Here is a 16,718-nt window from a genome sequence, read left to right as displayed (position 1 = left end):
TGTGGCGATGGCCGGGACGCTCGGAATCAAGCTTGCGCGCATCGCCATCGTGGTGGCGGTGCTCGCGGCGTGGGAATTCTTGTCGCGGACCGGCATCGTCAACCCGCGCCTGCTGCCATCGGCTTCCGATACGCTGGCGACGCTGTGGGAACTGTTGCAGCGCGCCAGCGTGCGCAACGATCTTGCGGTAACGGCGAGCGAGGTGCTGATCGCCTTCATCCTCGCCGTTCCCTGCGGGACGGCGATCGGATTTCTGATCGCAGAGAACCGCTACTTCGCCGAGGTGGCAAAACCGCTGCTGTTCTTCGCCTTCAGCATTCCGAAATCGATCTTCCTGCCGATGTTCATCCTGGTGTTCGGCGTCGGCTTTTCCCAGAAGGTCGGCTTCGGTTTCTTCTCGACGATCTTCATCGTCATCATGTCGACGACCACGGCGGTGGAATCGGTCAAGCCCGATCACCTCACCGTCGCCCGCTCCTACGGCGCGACGCCGTTGCAGACGGCGTTCCGCGTCTATCTGCCCAGCATGCTTCCGGTGCTCCTGGAGGCGCTGCGGATTTCCATGATCTTCAACCTCACCGGCGTCATCCTGGCCGAGATGTATGCCTCGCGGGACGGCATCGGCCATCAGATCGCGACCTGGGGTGAGAACTTCCAGATGAAGCAGTTGCTCGCCGGCGTAGTCATGATCGCCGCGATTGCCATGACATTCAACGAACTGGTCAGATCGGTAGAATCGCGATGCAGCCATTGGCGAACATAACCCCGCTCAAGCCCGCCCCGCGCGCCGGCGCGATCAAGGTCAGTAATGTCAGCCAGGTCTTCAAGACCTCGACGCAGGATGTGGTGGCGCTGTCGGACATCTCGCTCGAGGTGAAGCCCGGCCGCTTCGTAGTGCTGGTGGGACCGAGCGGCTGCGGAAAATCGACGCTGCTGATGATGATGGCGGGCCTGCGCCAGCAGACAGCCGGCACCATTCTGATCAACGACGCGCCGATCCCGCAGCCCGATCCGAACCGCGTCGGCGTGGTGTTCCAGGAGGCGAGCCTGTTTCCCTGGCTGACGGCGGAGGAGAACGTCGAATTCCCGCTGGCGCTGCGCGGCGTCGCCAAGGCTGAGCGGCGCGCCAAGGCCGAGGATGCGCTGAAGCTGGTCGGCCTCGAAGGTTTCGGCAAGCGGCATCCGCACGAGCTGTCCGGCGGCATGAAGCAGCGCGTCTCGATCGCGCGCGGCCTGGTGCAGGATCCGCCGGTGCTGTTGATGGACGAGCCGTTCGCGGCGCTGGACGAACAGACCCGCATGACCATGGGCGACGAGTTGCTGCGCATCTGGGCCGCGACCGGAAAGACCGTCGTGTTCGTCACCCACAGCCTGACCGAGGCGGTCTATCTCGCCGACGAGGTGATCGTGATGTCGGCCCGTCCGGGCCGCATCGTCGACCAGCTGACGATCCCGCTGCCGCGCCCGCGTACCTATGAGATGCTCTCGGGCGATACCTTTGGAACGCTGCGCGACCGCATATGGCGCCATATCCGCAAATCGGCGTGAGGCAAGCGATGTCGTCGACCACGCTGCGCCGCCTGATCGTCATTTCCCTCATCGTGTTGTGGGAACTGCTGCCGCGCGCGGGCCTGATCCCCGAATTGTTCCTGCCGTCCTTGTCCTCGACCATCGCCGCGGGCTGGAACGAGGCCGGCGAATACGGCCACGCGCTCATGGTGACGCTGTACGAAGTTGCGGTCTCCATGGTGTTCGCCTGCGGCGGCGGCATCCTGGCCGGTGCCATCGTCGGCAGCCTGCCGCGTCCGCGCATCCTGATCATGCCGATGATCTCCTCGCTCTATGCGGTGCCGCTGGTGATCCTCTATCCGGTCTTCACCGTGTGGCTCGGCATCGGCTCGGAATCCAAGATCGCGTTTGCGTCGATTTACGGCTTCCTGCCGACCATGCTGGCGACCGCCGCCGGCATCCAGACCATCGATCCGCAACTGGTGCTGGCCGCGCGCAGCATGGGCGCCAGCTTGAGCCAGCGGCTGATCCGCGTCATCATTCCGGCGGCGATCCCGACCGTGCTGTCGGGCCTTCGGGTCGGCGGCGCGCTGGTCATTGTCGGCGTCGTGGTGTCGGAGATGCTGATCTCCTCGGCCGGCATCGGCTATCTGATCTCGCGCTATCGCACCATTCTGGACAGCCCGCATGTGTTCGCGGGCGTCCTCTTGGTGCTGGCGATGGCGATCGCCTTCAACGCCGCGATCAAATGGATCGAGCGCAAGGCCTCGATCTGGCAGACCGGCACCCGCGCCGGCCAGCGCGCGGCCGAGGACATTGCTGCCGTTGCCATCCAGCCGGCGACCTGACGGAGAAATCTGAGTGTTCGACCTGACATTGTCGTTTGATAACGGTCCTGAGCCGGAGGTGACGCCGCTCGTGCTGGACGTCTTGCGCGAGCGCGGCATCAAGGCCACCTTCTTCGTGATCGGCGATAAATTGGCCGATCCCGAACGCCGCCTGCTGGCGGCGCGCGCCCGCGACGAGGGCCACTGGATCGGCAACCACACCTATACGCATTCGCTGCCGCTCGGGCTGCAGCACGATCCCGACGCGGCCGAACATGAAATCGCCAGCACGCAACGCCTGATCGACGGCCTCGCCCATCCGCAGCGCTGGTTCCGGCCGTTCGGCGGCGGCGGCAATCTCGATGCGCGGCTGTTAAAACCCTCGGTGGTCGATCATCTCTGCAGCAACGACTATAGCTGCGTGCTGTGGAACGCCATCCCGCGCGACTGGGACGATCCCGACGGCTGGACCGTTCGCGCGCTGGCGCAGTGCGGCGCGCAGGCCTGGAGCCTGATGGTGCTGCACGATCTCCCAACCGGCGCCATGCGCCATCTCGAAAAATTCCTCGATTCCGCCGCCGCGGCCGGGGCCCGCTTCCGCCAGGATTTCCCGCCGGACTGCGTTCCGATCCGCGCCGGCAAGATCGTGCTGCCCATCAAATCCTATGTATCGTCAATCGAAGAAGAGAGTGCTGCTCCATGAAGATCGCAAGTTTCAAGGCCAGCTCGGCCGCAAGCTACGGCATCGTGACCGACACAGGCATCATCGATGCCGGACGCCGGCTGAAGAATTTCCCGACGCTGAAGTCGCTGCTGGCGCATGGCGGCCTCGGTGAACTGAAGAAACTGCAGGGCGAGCGGCCGGACCATGCGCTGGCGGCCGTCGAACTGCTGCCGACCATTCCAGATCCCGACAAGATCTTCTGCATCGGCGTCAACTACGCCACGCACCTTGCCGAGAGCGGCCATCCCACCCCGCCGCATCCAATGATCTTCACCCGCTTCGCCAACAGCCAGGTCGGCAGCGGCCAGCCGATGATCCGGCCGCTGGAATCCGAGCGCTTCGATTATGAGGGCGAGCTTGCCGTGATCATCGGCAAGGGCGGCCGCCGCATTTCGCGCGACAAGGCGCTGAGCCACGTCGCCGGCTACGCCTGTTACAACGACGGCAGCATCCGCGACTGGCAGCGGCACACCTCGCAATTCGCGCCCGGCAAGAATTTCATGGGCACCGGCGGCTTCGGGCCGTGGATGGTGACGACGGATGATATCCCCGACATCAGCCGGCAAAACATCGCCACGCGCCTCAACGGCATGGAGGTGCAGGCCGCGCCGATTTCCGATCTGGTGTTCGACGTGCCGGCGCTGATCGCCTATTGCTCGACCTTCACGGAACTCGCGCCCGGCGATGTCATCGTCACCGGCACCACCGGCGGGGTCGGCGCCTATCGCACGCCGCCGCTCTGGATGAAGGAGGGCGACGTGGTCGAGGTCGAGATTTCCGGCATCGGCATCCTGCGCAATCCGGTCAAGGACGAAGTCGCAGCCTCGGCCGAACGCGCGGCCTGAGGCGCGGGCGCCTGTCAGCACAACAACAAGGAGAAGCATCGTGAACATGCCGAAGCATTTGCTGCCGACCACGGTTGTCGGCAGCTATCCGCAGCCCGAATGGCTGGTCGACCGCGCCATGCTGTCGAAATCCGTTCCGCGCACGCGCATGCACGCGATGTGGCGGCTGCCGGAAGAGCATCTCGAGGAAGCGCAGGACGACGCCACCATCGTCGCCATCCGCGACATGGAGCGCGCCGGCATTGACATCGTGACCGACGGCGAAATCCGCCGGGAAAGCTATTCCAACCGGTTTGCGACCGCGCTCGAGGGCATCGATATCGACAACCCCGCGATCATCGTGTCGCGGTCGGGCCATGAAACACCGGTGCCGCGGGTCGTCGGCCCCGTCCGCCGGACCCAGCCGGTTGAATTGCGGGATATGGAGTTTCTCCGCCGCAACACCGATCGCGCGGCGAAAATCACCCTGCCCGGCCCCTTCACCATGAGCCAGCAGGCCAGCAACGAGTTCTACAAGGACGACGAAGAACTGGCGATGGCCTTCGCCGAGGCCGTCAACGCCGAAGCGCTTGACCTGCAAAAGGCTGGTGCCGACGTCATCCAGCTCGACGAGCCCTGGGTACGCAACAATCCGGACCTGGCCAAGCGCTATGCGGTGAAGGCGATCAACCGCGCACTGCAGGGCATCACGGTGCCGACCGTGGTGCATCTGTGCTTCGGCTACGCCGCCGTGGTGCCGGGCTCGACCAAGCCCGCTGGCTATTCGTTCCTGGCCGAACTTGCCGACACCAAGGCCGACCAGATCTCGATCGAGGCGGCGCAGCCGAAACTCGATCTCGGCGTGCTGCGGGACCTGTCGTCGAAGAAGATCATGCTGGGCGTGCTCGATCTCGGCAATCCCGAGGTCGAAACCGCCGAAATCGTCGCCGACCGCATCCGGCACGGCCTGAAATACGTGGCGGCCGAGCGGCTCATTCCGGCGCCGGATTGCGGCATGAAATACATGCCGCGCCAGACCGCCTTCGGCAAGCTGAAGGCCATGTGCGACGCCGCCGCGATCGTGCGCAAGGAGATCAGCTGATTTCCTGCTGTCGTCCCGGCGAAAGCTTGCTTCGCAAGCTCCTCAGGATGAGGTCGGTGGTTGGTTCGGCAGTCCCGCCCTTTGACGGCGCAGGGTTCGCGACGCCTGTTTCCCCCTACCCGATCTTGAACTTGCTGTAGACTTCCTTGGTGCAGATGATCACATGCTCCGCGCAGCCGTTGCGGCGGTGCGGATCGCACAGATGCTCGTAATCCTGCGACGTCATCATGTCGATGAAGGCGGCGACCGAAGGATAGTAAACCAGCGCCAGATAATCCCATTGGTTGCCGTCCTGCCCGCCCAGCGCGACCGCTTTGGCGTCGCCGGTCCACAACAGCATGCCGCCGCGTGCCTTGATCATCGGCACGGTGAGCGCGCTGTAGCGCAAATAGGCGTCCCAGCCCGAGCCGTCGCCATCGAGCGAGCGATCGCGGAACCGCATCAGGTTCACCATCACGATAGGCCCCCGGTGCGCCATGTCCTCGAGTCCCCTGATATTCAACAGATCCACGGCCATGGCCGGCTCCTTCGCTGCGCCCGGTAAAGTCCGAGCATTGTAGCATTGCGGGCGCGGCACTTGTCGCGCGGCGTGAATCCGGCACAACTTGACCTGCACCGATGACCAAACCCGCGCCAGCCCCGCCCGCCCCGGATCCCGTCAGGTGGCTCAACAACCAGCCCTATCTGCTGCTGAGCCTGACCTCGCTGTTCTGGGCCGGCAATATCGTGCTCGCGCGCTATGTGGCCGGCCATGTGCCGCCGATGACGCTGTCCTGCGTCCGGTGGATTGGGGCGTTCCTGATGCTGCTGCCGTTCGCCAGACCGCATCTGCGGCACGACTGGCGGGCGTTGCGGGCGCGGCTGCCGCTCATCGTGGTGCTTTCGGCGACCGGATTTGCCATCAACAACGCGCTGTCCTACTGGGCGCTGCAATATACCCAGGCGCTGAACGCGCTGTTGATCCAGTCTTCCGGACCGCTGTTCGTGGCGCTGTGGTCGCTGGCCCTGTTCGGTGTGCGGCTGACCTGGGCGCAGCTCGCCGGCATCGCCATCTCGCTGTCAGGCGTTCTCACCATCATCCTGCGCGGCGATCTTGGGGCGCTGGCCAGCATCCAGTTCAACAAGGGCGACGTGATGTTCGGCGGCGCGCTGCTGGCGTTCGGCCTGTATTCGGCGCTGATGCCGCGCCGGCCGAAGACGCATCAATTGTCGCTGATCGTTTTTACCACCGGCTGCGGCGCTTTGCTGTTGATGCCGTTCGCGGCCTTCGAATATTCGACCGGGTTCAGGCTGCAGTTCGACGCCCTGACGGTCGCGACGCTGATCTATGTCGTGATCTTTCCCTCGACGCTGGCGTATCTGTTCTTCAACCGCGGCATCGCGCTGATCGGGCCGAACCGCGCCGCGCCGTTCTTTCACCTGGTGCCGGTGTTCGGCTCGGCGATGGCGATCCTGCTGCTCGGCGAGCAGCCGCGGCTGTTCCACCTCGTCGGCTATATGCTGGTGCTCGCGGGCGTGGTGATCGCCTCGCGGCAGTCGTCGGCCGCCGCATAGAGTTGCGGCTGGCCGGTTTTCCGGCGCGAGCCTTACGCGGCGCGGACTTTGGCGAGGAAGCCGTCGACGGCGCTGCGCAACATGCCCGACTGGTTGTCGAGCTCGCGGGCGTTGGTGAGCACGTCGGTCGCGGCCTTGCCGGTCGCCGAAGCCGCCGTGGTGACGCCGCCGATGTGGGCGCTGATCTCGCTGGAGCCGGCCGCGACCTGCTGGATGTTGCGCGCGATCTCGCGCGTCGCGTCGCCCTGCTGCTCGATCGAGGTCGAGATGCTGACCGTGATCTCGCTCATCTGGCCGATGGTCTGGGTGATGCCGCTGATCGCCGCGACCGCGTCGCTGGTCGAGGACTGCATCGCCGCGACCTGGGCGGAAATCTCCTCGGTGGCCTTGGCGGTCTGGTTGGCCAGCGCCTTCACTTCGGAAGCAACCACCGCGAAGCCGCGGCCGGATTCACCGGCACGCGCCGCTTCGATAGTGGCGTTCAGCGCCAGAAGATTGGTCTGGGCGGCGATCGAGTGGATCAGTTTTACGACTTCGCCGATCTTCTCGGCGCCGGTCGACAGCACCTGCACGGTGGCGTTGGTGCGTTCGGCATCGCCGACCGCCTTGCTGGCGATCTCGCTCGAGCGCGTCACCTGGCGGGAAATCTCCGCAACCGAGCTCGACAATTCTTCCGCAGCCGCCGCGACGGTTCCGACATTGTTGGAGGCGCTCTCGGAGGCCGATCCGACGGTCGCGGCGCGCGCGCTGGCGTCGCTGGCGGTTGCCGTCATCGATTGCGCCGTGGTCTGCATGCCGGCCGCCGCCGTCGACACCGAACGGACGATGCCGTTGACGCTGCGCTCGAAATCATTGGCGAGGCTTTCCATCGCCGCGCGGCGCTCGGCCGCCGCCCGCTCCTGGGTCTCCGCTTCGGCCTTCTCCAGGCCGCGAATCCGCAACGCGTTGTCCTTGAAGATCTGGACGGTGGCGGCCATCGCCCCGACCTCGTCGCCGCGGCCGATGCCGGGGATGTCGCCTTCCAGCTCGCCATTGGCCAGCGCCTTCATGCGGGCGCCGAGCTGGCCGAGCGGAATGCTGATGCTGCGGCTGATCATCCAGGCGATGCTGCCCGAAATGATCGCGATGCCGAGGATCGCAAAACCCAACAACCACTCGATCGGCTTCATCTTGGCGTCGAGATCCTCGAGATAGGCCCCGGTTCCGACATACATGTTCCAGCCGGGGATCGCCGCCGCATAGGCGACCTTGCGGAGCACGACGCTCTGGCCCGGCTTGTTGAACTCATAAAACATCGTGTAGTCGCCCTTGGCGGCGATGTTGTCGCGCCATTCGCGGCCGATCCCCCTGCCATTGGTCACCACGTCAAGACGGTTGAGACCGTAGAGCTTGGGATCCGGGCCGATCAAGGTGACGCCTTCCATCGTCGAGCCGAACATGTAGCCTGCGCCATTGTCGAAGGTCATCGTATTCGCGCGGTTGGTGAATTCGGTGATCGCGGCTTCCTTGGTCAGCTTGCCGGCCTCAACCTGCTTCTGCAGGCCACCCGCCATGTTGCGCGCCGTTTCGACGATGGAGCGAACCTGATCGATCCGCGCGTTCAGCATCTCGCGCTGCATCAGATAGCCTGCGAGCACGCCCGCGGCGCAGAGGCCGAACAAGGTCACACCCACCAAAATGCCGAGTTTGGGGGTGATCGTCAGATTGGTCAGCTTCACGGGGCGTCTCCGGGGATTGTGGGCGGGCCGCGCCAGGCGGAATGGTTCGCATCACGGTAAACGGGCCCCCTTAGGGGTTCGTTACGAAGCGCTACCGTAGAAGTACCGGAGAAAGGCCATCAACCTCACGCACGGCATGTGCGTGAGGTTGACCGGAATGCTGGAATCGAGTGCCGCGGTCCGGCCTTACGCGGCGCGGACCTTGGCGAGGAAGCCGTCGACGGCGCTGCGCAGCATGCCCGACTGGTTGTCGAGCTCGCGGGCGTTGGTGAGCACGTCGGTCGCGGCCTTGCCGGTCGCCGAAGCCGCCGTGGTGACGCCGCCGATGTGGGCGCTGATCTCGCTGGAGCCGGCCGCGACCTGCTGGATGTTGCGCGCGATCTCGCGCGTCGCGTCGCCCTGCTGCTCGATCGAGGTCGAGATGCTGACCGTGATCTCGCTCATCTGGCCGATGGTCTGGGTGATGCCGCTGATCGCCGCGACCGCGTCGCTGGTCGAGGACTGCATCGCCGCGACCTGGGCGGAAATCTCCTCGGTGGCCTTGGCGGTCTGGTTGGCCAGCGCCTTCACTTCGGAAGCAACCACCGCGAAGCCGCGGCCGGATTCACCGGCACGCGCCGCTTCGATAGTGGCGTTCAGCGCCAGAAGATTGGTCTGGGCGGCGATCGAATGGATCAGTTTTACGACTTCGCCGATCTTCTCGGCGCCGGTCGACAGCACCTGCACCGTGGCATTAGTGCGTTCGGCATCGCCGACGGCCTTGCTGGCGATCTCGCTCGAGCGCGTCACTTGGCGGGAAATCTCCGCCACCGAGCTCGACAATTCTTCTGCAGCAGCCGCGACGGTTCCGACATTGTTGGAGGCGCTCTCGGAGGCCGATCCGACGGTCGCGGCGCGCGCGCTGGCGTCGCTGGCGGTTGCCGTCATCGATTGCGCGGTGGTCTGCATGCCGGCCGCCGCCGTCGACACCGAACGGACGATGCCGTTGACGCTGCGTTCGAAATCATTGGCGAGGCTCTCCATCGCCGCGCGGCGCTCGGCCGCCGCCCGCTCCTGGGTCTCCGCCTCGGCCTTCTCCAGGCCCCGAATCCGCAACGCGTTGTCCTTGAAGATCTGGACGGTGGCGGCCATCGCCCCGACCTCGTCGCCACGGCCGATGCCGGGGATATCGCCTTCCAATTCGCCATTGGCCAGCGCCTTCATGCGGGCGCCGAGCTGGCCGAGCGGAATGCTAATGCTGCGGCTGATCATCCAGGCGATGCTGCCCGAAATGATCGCGATGCCGAGGATCGCGAGGCCCAAAAGCCACACGATCGGCTTCAGCTTGGCGTCGAGATCGTCGAGATAGGCGCCGGTTCCGAGATACATGTCGAAGCCGGGAACGTTGACGGCGTAACCGATCTTGCGGGTCGGCTTGTCCTCGTTGGGTTTGACGTATTCGTAGGTCAGCAGGATTTCGCCATTGGCCTTCACGCCATCCATCAATTCGTGGGAGAGCTTGCGGCCGTTGGTCACCACCTCCATACGGTTGGTCCCGATCTGCTTGGGATCGGGCGACATCACCGTGATGCCGTCATAGGTCGTCCCGAACAGGTAGCCGGCCCCGTTGTCGAAGGTCATCGTATTGGCGCGGCGGCCGAATTCCGCCAGCGCGGCTTCCTTCGTGAGCTTGCCGGCCTCGACCTCTTTCCGCAATCCCGCGGCCATGTTGCGCGCCATGTCGACGATGGCATGCGCCTGATCGATCCGCGCGTTGAGCATCTCCCGCTGCATCAGATAGCCGGCGAGAGCGCCGGCGATACACAGGCCGAACAGGGTCACGCCCACCAAGATGCCGAGCTTGGGGGTGATCGTCAGATTGGTCAGTTTCACGGGAGGTCTCCGGGGAGAGGTACGGGCGATTGGCGGATTATCGCATCAAGGTATAGTGAGACCCCTTAGCGTTCCCTTACAATGCAGGGCATCCCCTCCGTAGAATTACCCGCGGCAGAGCCGGGCTGTTTTGAAGGAGCCGGGATTGTATGCGATGCTGGTCAGGACGGCCGAAGTCGAGAGCGGCGTCTCGCGGCCATAACCAACACCGAAGCGTCAAATCGGGAGAAAAAGGGAAATGCCTAAATTCAGAGTTGTAACGCCGAAGGGCGCGAGCTTCACGGTCGCCGGAGGCGGCTACGCGTTTGAAAAGGAGGCGCTGGATCCGATCGGCGCCGAGATCGTCGAGGCGCCCGCCAATGAGGCGGAATTCATCGAAGCCGCCCGGACTGCCGACGCCATCTATGCCAAGGGCCTCCCGATCTCCAAGCAGATCATCAATGCCCTGGAAAACTGCAAGGTCATCACGCTCGGCAGCGTCGGCGTCGACAGCGTCGACGTCAAGGCCGCCACCGCGCGCGGCATTCCCGTCACCAATATTCCCGACACCTTCATCGAGGAAGTCGCCGACCACGCCATGATGCTGCTGCTGGCGGGATTTCGCCGCCTGATCGAGCAGGACAAGATGGTCCGCGGCGGACGCTGGGCCGAAGGCCGCTCGGCGCTTCTGAAGATTCCGAGGCTGATGGGTCAGACGCTGGGCTTCATCTCGTTCGGCCGGGTGGCACGCGCGGTGGCAAAACGCGCAGCACCCTTCGGCTTGAGGATGATGGCCTACGATCCCTTCATCGCCGAGACCCTGATTTCCGATCACGGCGTGCTTCCGGCGACGCTGTCGGAGGTGCTGTCGCAATCCGATTTCGTTTCGATGCACGCGCCGGCGCGCCCCGAAGTTCAGCACATGCTGGGCGAGGCTCATTTCCGCCAAATGAAGAAGAGCGCGATCTTCATCAATACCGGCCGCGGCGCGACCGTGAACGAGGAGGCGCTGATCAAGGCGCTGCAGGAGGGCTGGATCGCGCATGCAGCCCTCGACGTGCTGGAAACCGAACCCCCCTCGCACAACAATCCGATGCTCGGCATGGAGAACGTCACGCTGACGGCGCACGTCGCCTCGGCCTCGGCGCGCTTCGACGAGGCGCGCAAGCGCCGCGTCGGCTATGAATTGTCGCTGGTGCTGCAGGGCATGTGGCCGGTCAGCTGCGTCAACCCGTCGGTGCTGCAGAATACCGGGCTCAAGCGCTGGCAACCCGTCAGCATGGAGCGGGGGCCGAATAGTTAGCCACACCGCGCTACGACCAAATCGGTCTGCGGCGACGATAACAATTGCCGCTCTCGTCGAGCCGCGATCCCAACAAGGCGGGCGCAAAGAATTCGTGCTGCTATAGGCCCGAGATTTCCTCAAGGCGAGGTAGACGGCGACCCGAAGTCAGCTCACCGCGGCGGGAAAACCCTCTCTTTGGGGAGGGATTTCCGTTCCCCGCTAGGCCAGCCGGGCCTTGAGGCGGGGTACCACCCAATCGAGAAAGGCGCGCAGCTTCAGCGGCATCGGCTTTCGTTCAGCATAGACGATATGCATCGGCAACGGTTCGAGTTCGAACGCCTCCAGCATGGTGACAAGGGCGCCCGCCCGCCGCGCGGCCTCCATTTTGTACGACATCACGCGCGTGATGCCGGCACCGGCAATGGCCGCCTCGATCGCGGCCTCCGAATCGCTCACTGTCAGCCTAGTCCGGATCGGCGCGGTGATTTCACGCCCGCCTCTGACAAACTTCCAGCTGCGCGCCGCGCCCATACTGTCGACGGTGATGCAATCGTGATCGCCGAGGTCGCCGAGATCGGTTGGCAGTCCGCGCGCCGCGACATAGGCCGGGCTCGCGCACAGCACGAGCCGGACCGAACCGACGCGGGTCGCAATCATGCTGCTGTCCGGAAGGGCGCCGATCCGGATCGAGACGTCGATATTTTCCTCGACCGTGTTGACGACGCGGTCGGTCAACACCAGCCGCAAAGCGATTTCAGGATAGGCGTTCAGGAATTCCACGGCAATCGGCAGCAGGTGCATGTGCCCAAGCCCCCACGGCGCCGTGACCGCCAGATCGCCCTTGGGAATTCGATATTCGCCCGACACTTCCCGCTCGGCGTCATCGACCTGTTCGATGATGCGCTTGCAGGCCTCGATATAGGATCGGCCCGCATCCGTCAGCGTCAGCCGGCGCGATGACCTCTGAAACAACTGCGCCTTCAGGCGCGCCTCCAGCTCGGCGACCTTGCGACTGACGGTTGCGACCGGCGACCGCAGCCGGCGGGAGGCCGCCGACAAACTGCCCGTTTCGTTGACGGCAACGATGACCGACATCGCCTCCAAGCGGTCCATCTGTTCGTCTTTCCAATTTCCGAGAAGTTACTTCCCAATCATAGGGACTGCCCGGTGGCGCTGCAATGCGGTAGCGGTTGGCGCGCTGGAGCTTTCGCATGAGCTATCGGGAAAGACGTTGTGCCGATCAACAGCCTGCGCCTCGCTGCGACGTTTCGATCGGCGGCATGGAAGCGGTCGTGGCCGTGCTGCCCACAATCGCGGCAGGCGCAGAACAGAGTGATGGCCACGCACACGGACGCGCCCGGCCACTGAACTGTTGCGTTCGTTCGAAGTGGAAAGACCAGCTAGCGAAGCGGCCGCATAGACTCCTTTCGGCAGGGAGCGAAGCATCATGAAAAGTTCGAGGGAGCATTTGTTGTCGCGGCGCGGCTTTTGCCTGTGCTGCGTCGGGGGAGCGGCCTACGCTGCCGGCGCCGGTTGGCTGACCCCCCGCGAGGCGTTTGCCGAGGCGCGCGGCCTCGTCAGCCTGATCAAGGACAGCGCCGCGACATCGCCGATCGCGACCCACAGGCTGCGCGACAACATCAGCGTATTGGAAGGCTCCGGCGGCAACATCGCGGTGTTGACCGGCCCCGACGGCAAGGTGCTGATCGATGCCGGCATCAGCGTGTCGCGTCCTCGACTCACCAAGGCGCTCGAGGCGCTGGGCGCCGACCCCGTCACCCACCTCGTCAATACGCACTGGCACTTCGATCATGCCGACGGCAACGCATGGCTGAATGCGGCCGGCGCCAAGATCATCGCGCATGCGAACACCCGCAAATATCTCTCGGAAGTGCAGCGCGTCGAGGATTGGGACTACAATTTCCTGCCGCTGGCATCGGGCGGAATTCCAGGCGAGGTGTTCGACAAGGAGCACAGCCTCAAACTCAACGGCGCCACGATCGGCCTGAAATATTACGGGCCCGCCCATACCGACAGCGACATCTCCGTCACCTTTGCCGAGGCCAACGTCGTTCACGTCGGCGACACCTTCTGGAACGGCATCTATCCGTTCATCGACTATTCGACCGGCGGCAGTATCGACGGATCGATCGCCGCCTGCGACGCCAGCCTGGCGGCGACAAATGACGACACCATCATCATCCCCGGTCACGGCAAGCCGGTCAGCAACAAGGCCGAGTTGCGGGAATTCCGAGACATGCTGGCCACCGTCAGGGACAACGTCGCGAAGCTGAAAAAGCAGGGCATGTCGCGCGACGAAGCGGTCGCGGCGAAACCGAGCGCGGCGTTCGATGTGAAATGGGGTCAGTTCGTGATCGATCCCGGCTTCTTCACACGGCTGGTTTACGAAGGCGTTTAACCGCGGCCCCCACCGCTTCACCGACTGTTTTTAACATGGAGGTTGAAATGAAAGTCACTGAGCTTGCGGACAGGCCCCCGACACTCGATCGACGGCGGCTCGTACTCGGACTTTCCGGGCTGGCGGCCGTCGCATGGCCGCGTGCCGCATCAGCGAAACCCGAGCGCACCCCACAGGCCGCGGCCTATCCCGTCACGTACCATCGGACAAAGACGGTCGACGGAATCAAGATCTTCTACCGCGAGGCCGGACCGAAGGACGCGCCCACAGTCCTCTTGCTTCATGGCTTTCCGACCTCGTCGCACATGTTCCGCAACCTGATCCCTGCGCTGGCGGATCGTTACCACGTGATCGCGCCGGATTATCCCGGCTACGGGCAGAGCGACATGCCGGATCGCACGAAATTCGCCTATACCTTCGACCGCTTCGGCGAACTGGTCGACGGCCTGCTCGATCAACTCGGCGTCGCGCGCTACGCGATGTACGTTATGGACTACGGCGCGCCGGTAGGCTGGCGACTGGCGTTGAAACATCCCGAACGCATCACCGGCCTGATCGTGCAGAACGGCAACGCCTATGACGAGGGGTTGAAGGAGTTCTGGAATCCGATCAAGAAATACTGGGCCGACGGATCGGACGCAAGCCGTCAGGCATTGATGAAACTGGTCACGCCGGAGACAACGAAATTCCAGTACACGGATGGCATGTCTGATGTGAGCCGGATTGCGCCAGACAATTGGGTGCAAGACCAGGCCCTGCTCGACCGGCCGGGCAATAGCGAAATCCAGATGGATCTGTTCTACGACTATCGCACCAACCTGCCGCTGTATCCCGCGGTGCAGGCGTATTTCCGTAAACACCAGCCGCCGACGCTGATCGTATGGGGCAAAAACGACTACATTTTTCCTGCCGACGGCGCGCATCCGTACAAGCGCGATCTGCCGAAAGTCGAATTTCATCTCATCGACACCGGCCATTTCGCGCTTGAGGACAGGTTCGACGAAATGGTGCCGATTATCCGCGACTTCCTCGGGCGCAAGGTCGCGTAGACCGCGCCCCAATCGGAGGGATCATCATGCACCCCACAGTCAGCATGCTGGCGGCGATGGCCGCCGGCACGGTGTTCTCTGCGAGCGCCTTTGCGCAAAGCGCGAGGGACATCCGCGGCCCCTCGCCGCTGGTGGCGATCGAAAACGAGCCTCCGGCGAAACTGATCGTCGATCCGCCGCTTGCCGAACAACTCGCCCAGGGCCTCGTCTTCATCCAGTACCGGACCGAGAATTTGCGCGTGGTGCCGGTGTTCGGCAAGGGCGCCCTCGACGTGTCGCCGCGCATCGGCCATCTCCATATCACCGTCGACGACGCACCCTGGCACTTCGTCGACGCCAGCGGCGAGACGGTGATCGTGGTCGGGCTGACGCCCGGCCCGCACAAGGTGCTGTTCGAACTCGCCGACCCCACGCATCGGGTGATTACCAGCGAGACCGTGAGCCTCACGCTGCCCGAACGCAAAATGGAGCCGAACAACAAATAGGCGCCGAAGCGAAGCCGGACACGGGGCCTCCACGACTTTCGAGGAGGCCGGTATCCATTTCACATCATGCTCGCCTGGTCCTCAAGATGCCGGAAGATCCAACGGCACGGCCATGGCCGCGGGTCCCGACGAAGCCATCCAGCGGCGGTACTTGCGGGTGAGCAGTGTTGTCCGGAGTTGACCGAGAAGCAGCGCTCTGAAGGGAGACACGCCGGGGTTCGGCTTGCGGCCCCGGCTCAACCGCCTCAACTGGAATTTCACGACCGCCATCGCGGCGAGCGAAGCCAGCGGTTTGCTGCTCCATGCGATCGGCGCCATCTCCGGTCGCGGGTCTTCGCCCTCGCGCCAGGCATTCGGCAGATCCGGCTTGATGGCGAGCGCGGTGCCGATGCCGGCCATGGCGATGCCGCCGTCGAGCACCTGTTGCACGACACCGATGCGGCGAATGCCGCCGGTCACCATCACCGGCATCCTGGCGATGGCTGCGATGTCGCGCGCGAATTCGAGGAAATAGGCTTCCCGCGCCAGGGTGCGGCCGTCGCGTGCGCTGCCCTGCATCGCCGGCGCTTCATAGCTTCCACCCGAGAGTTCCACCAGATCGACCGGCAACCCGTTCAACATCTCGACGACGCGCTTGGCGTCGGCCGTGTCGAAGCCGCCGCGCTGGAAATCGGCCGAGTTCAGTTTGACCGCGACGGAGAAAGTCGGCGCCACGGCCGCGCGAACCGCCTTGACGGTGTCGAGCAGAAGCCGCGCCCGGTTCTCCAGCGGACCACCCCAGCGGTCGGTGCGCCGGTTGGTGAGCGGCGACAGGAACTGACTGATGAGGTAGCCGTGCGCGGCATGGATCTGGACGCCGGAGAAGCCGGCTTGCTCGCCGAGCCTTGCCGCGTTGGCGAAACGCGCGATCACCTCGTGGATATCGCGCTCGGTCATCGCCTTCGGCGTCGCAAACAATTTCGAATGCTTGCCGAGATCGAGCGGCACCGCGGACGGCGCCCAGGTTTCCTGGCCGAGGTTTTTCCGTATCTGCCGGCCGGGATGATTGAGTTGCATCCAGACCTGCGCGCCCTTTGCCCGCGCAGTCCGCGCCCAATTGCGAAATGCCTCGAGCTGGCTGATGTCCTCGAGAACGACCCCGCCGGGACCGGTCATGGCGCGGCGGTCGATCATGACATTGCCGGTCAGGATCAGGCCGGCGCCGCCGTCGGCCCACGCCCGATAGAGTTGGATGAGCGCAGCGGACGGCGCGTGCGCGTCATCGGCCATGTTTTCCTCCATCGCCGCCTTGGCGATGCGGTTGGGGATGACGGTGCCGTTGGGAAGCGCGAGTATTTCGAACGGGGACATGATGTATCTCGATTGACGGTG

At 64.4% G+C, this 16,718-nt stretch carries 16 protein-coding genes; 11 read left to right on the top strand and 5 right to left on the bottom strand.

Translation table 11 applies throughout. The features are described from left to right. The first annotated feature begins 7 nt into the window (after positions 1-7). Genes B5525_RS18345 through B5525_RS18320 form a run of 6 tightly spaced genes read left to right on the top strand, consistent with a single transcriptional unit; the run spans position 8 to position 4,986 of the window. Positions 8-763: an ABC transporter permease gene (locus tag B5525_RS18345; RefSeq protein WP_079573509.1), complete on the top strand. Its 756-nt coding sequence runs from the start codon at positions 8-10 to the stop codon at positions 761-763. Next, positions 742-1,548: an ABC transporter ATP-binding protein gene (locus B5525_RS18340; protein ID WP_079567275.1), complete on the top strand. Its 807-nt coding sequence runs from the start codon at positions 742-744 to the stop codon at positions 1,546-1,548. Before B5525_RS18345 ends, B5525_RS18340 begins: the two co-directional genes overlap by 22 nt. An 8-nt stretch (positions 1,549-1,556) precedes the next feature. Next, positions 1,557-2,357, top strand: coding sequence for an ABC transporter permease (locus B5525_RS18335; RefSeq protein WP_079573507.1), 801 nt, complete (start codon positions 1,557-1,559; stop codon positions 2,355-2,357). A 13-nt stretch (positions 2,358-2,370) separates the two neighbouring features. After that, complete coding sequence (locus B5525_RS18330; RefSeq protein ID WP_079567274.1) at positions 2,371-3,039, top strand: polysaccharide deacetylase family protein; 669 nt, start codon at positions 2,371-2,373, stop codon at positions 3,037-3,039. Next, the gene (locus tag B5525_RS18325) at positions 3,036-3,905 is read left to right on the top strand and encodes a fumarylacetoacetate hydrolase family protein (protein WP_079567273.1); all 870 of its coding nucleotides are present in this window, start codon (positions 3,036-3,038) and stop codon (positions 3,903-3,905) included. Before B5525_RS18330 ends, B5525_RS18325 begins: the two co-directional genes overlap by 4 nt. A 46-nt stretch (positions 3,906-3,951) precedes the next feature. Continuing rightward, complete coding sequence (locus tag B5525_RS18320) at positions 3,952-4,986, top strand: uroporphyrinogen decarboxylase family protein (protein ID WP_079567272.1); 1,035 nt, start codon at positions 3,952-3,954, stop codon at positions 4,984-4,986. Between the two features lie 115 nt (positions 4,987-5,101). On the opposite strand, the gene B5525_RS18315 is transcribed toward B5525_RS18320, so the two are convergent. Beyond that, positions 5,102-5,503 carry a DUF1330 domain-containing protein gene (locus tag B5525_RS18315; RefSeq protein WP_079567271.1) on the bottom strand — a complete coding sequence of 134 codons (402 nt, stop codon included), beginning with the start codon at positions 5,501-5,503 and terminating at the stop codon, positions 5,102-5,104. Positions 5,504-5,604: 101 nt separating this feature from the next. Between B5525_RS18315 and B5525_RS18310 the strand changes: the two genes are divergently transcribed. Next, positions 5,605-6,540, top strand: a complete 936-nt coding sequence (locus tag B5525_RS18310; protein ID WP_079567270.1) for a DMT family transporter — start codon at positions 5,605-5,607, stop codon at positions 6,538-6,540. A gap of 32 nt (positions 6,541-6,572) precedes the next feature. Here the strand turns inward: B5525_RS18310 and B5525_RS18305 are convergent, their stop codons facing one another. Further along, positions 6,573-8,258, bottom strand: coding sequence for a methyl-accepting chemotaxis protein (locus B5525_RS18305; protein WP_079567269.1), 1,686 nt, complete (start codon positions 8,256-8,258; stop codon positions 6,573-6,575). A 186-nt stretch (positions 8,259-8,444) separates the two neighbouring features. Further along, positions 8,445-10,130 (bottom strand): methyl-accepting chemotaxis protein, encoded by a 1,686-nt coding sequence (locus B5525_RS18300; RefSeq protein WP_079567268.1) that lies wholly within the window; start codon positions 10,128-10,130, stop codon positions 8,445-8,447. 238 nt (positions 10,131-10,368) lie between these two features. Here B5525_RS18300 and B5525_RS18295 point away from each other — a divergent pair, with 238 nt between their 5' ends. After that, positions 10,369-11,412: a C-terminal binding protein gene (locus B5525_RS18295; protein ID WP_079567267.1), complete on the top strand. Its 1,044-nt coding sequence runs from the start codon at positions 10,369-10,371 to the stop codon at positions 11,410-11,412. A 201-nt stretch (positions 11,413-11,613) separates the two neighbouring features. Here B5525_RS18295 and B5525_RS18290 read toward each other — a convergent pair whose 3' ends face one another. Continuing rightward, entirely contained in the window at positions 11,614-12,507 is an 894-nt protein-coding gene (locus B5525_RS18290) for a LysR family transcriptional regulator (RefSeq protein ID WP_079567266.1), read from the bottom strand. A 334-nt stretch (positions 12,508-12,841) separates the two neighbouring features. Between B5525_RS18290 and B5525_RS18285 the strand changes: the two genes are divergently transcribed. From B5525_RS18285 to B5525_RS18275, 3 genes are read left to right on the top strand one after another with little or no spacing between them, the layout of a single operon-like run. Beyond that, complete coding sequence (locus tag B5525_RS18285) at positions 12,842-13,813, top strand: MBL fold metallo-hydrolase (RefSeq protein ID WP_079567265.1); 972 nt, start codon at positions 12,842-12,844, stop codon at positions 13,811-13,813. Between the two features lie 47 nt (positions 13,814-13,860). Further along, complete coding sequence (locus B5525_RS18280) at positions 13,861-14,862, top strand: alpha/beta fold hydrolase (RefSeq protein ID WP_079573505.1); 1,002 nt, start codon at positions 13,861-13,863, stop codon at positions 14,860-14,862. Between the two features lie 26 nt (positions 14,863-14,888). After that, positions 14,889-15,347, top strand: a complete 459-nt coding sequence (locus B5525_RS18275) for a DUF6130 family protein (protein WP_079567264.1) — start codon at positions 14,889-14,891, stop codon at positions 15,345-15,347. An 81-nt stretch (positions 15,348-15,428) separates the two neighbouring features. Here the strand turns inward: B5525_RS18275 and B5525_RS18270 are convergent, their stop codons facing one another. After that, complete coding sequence (locus tag B5525_RS18270; RefSeq protein ID WP_079567263.1) at positions 15,429-16,697, bottom strand: NADH:flavin oxidoreductase/NADH oxidase family protein; 1,269 nt, start codon at positions 16,695-16,697, stop codon at positions 15,429-15,431. Positions 16,698-16,718 lie beyond the last annotated feature (21 nt).

It is taken from the genome of Bradyrhizobium erythrophlei, assembly GCF_900129505.1.
Taxonomy (GTDB): domain Bacteria; phylum Pseudomonadota; class Alphaproteobacteria; order Rhizobiales; family Xanthobacteraceae; genus Bradyrhizobium; species Bradyrhizobium erythrophlei_D.
This window is presented reverse-complemented; position numbering and strand designations above follow the sequence as displayed.

Excerpts from the sequence above, each read along its gene's own strand:
- B5525_RS18290 (WP_079567266.1), bottom strand. The coding sequence starts at position 12,507 with ATGGACCGCTTGGAGGCGATGTCGGTCATCGTTGCCGTCAACGAAACG.
- B5525_RS18310 (WP_079567270.1), top strand. The coding sequence starts at position 5,605 with ATGACCAAACCCGCGCCAGCCCCGCCCGCCCCGGATCCCGTCAGGTGG.
- B5525_RS18275 (WP_079567264.1), top strand. The coding sequence starts at position 14,889 with ATGCACCCCACAGTCAGCATGCTGGCGGCGATGGCCGCCGGCACGGTG.
- B5525_RS18295 (WP_079567267.1), top strand. The coding sequence starts at position 10,369 with ATGCCTAAATTCAGAGTTGTAACGCCGAAGGGCGCGAGCTTCACGGTC.
- B5525_RS18340 (WP_079567275.1), top strand. The coding sequence starts at position 742 with ATGCAGCCATTGGCGAACATAACCCCGCTCAAGCCCGCCCCGCGCGCC.
- B5525_RS18270 (WP_079567263.1), bottom strand. The coding sequence starts at position 16,697 with ATGTCCCCGTTCGAAATACTCGCGCTTCCCAACGGCACCGTCATCCCC.
- B5525_RS18285 (WP_079567265.1), top strand. The coding sequence starts at position 12,842 with ATGAAAAGTTCGAGGGAGCATTTGTTGTCGCGGCGCGGCTTTTGCCTG.
- B5525_RS18345 (WP_079573509.1), top strand. The coding sequence starts at position 8 with ATGGCCGGGACGCTCGGAATCAAGCTTGCGCGCATCGCCATCGTGGTG.
- B5525_RS18280 (WP_079573505.1), top strand. The coding sequence starts at position 13,861 with ATGAAAGTCACTGAGCTTGCGGACAGGCCCCCGACACTCGATCGACGG.
- B5525_RS18325 (WP_079567273.1), top strand. The coding sequence starts at position 3,036 with ATGAAGATCGCAAGTTTCAAGGCCAGCTCGGCCGCAAGCTACGGCATC.
- B5525_RS18320 (WP_079567272.1), top strand. The coding sequence starts at position 3,952 with ATGCCGAAGCATTTGCTGCCGACCACGGTTGTCGGCAGCTATCCGCAG.
- B5525_RS18335 (WP_079573507.1), top strand. The coding sequence starts at position 1,557 with ATGTCGTCGACCACGCTGCGCCGCCTGATCGTCATTTCCCTCATCGTG.
- B5525_RS18315 (WP_079567271.1), bottom strand. The coding sequence starts at position 5,503 with ATGGCCGTGGATCTGTTGAATATCAGGGGACTCGAGGACATGGCGCAC.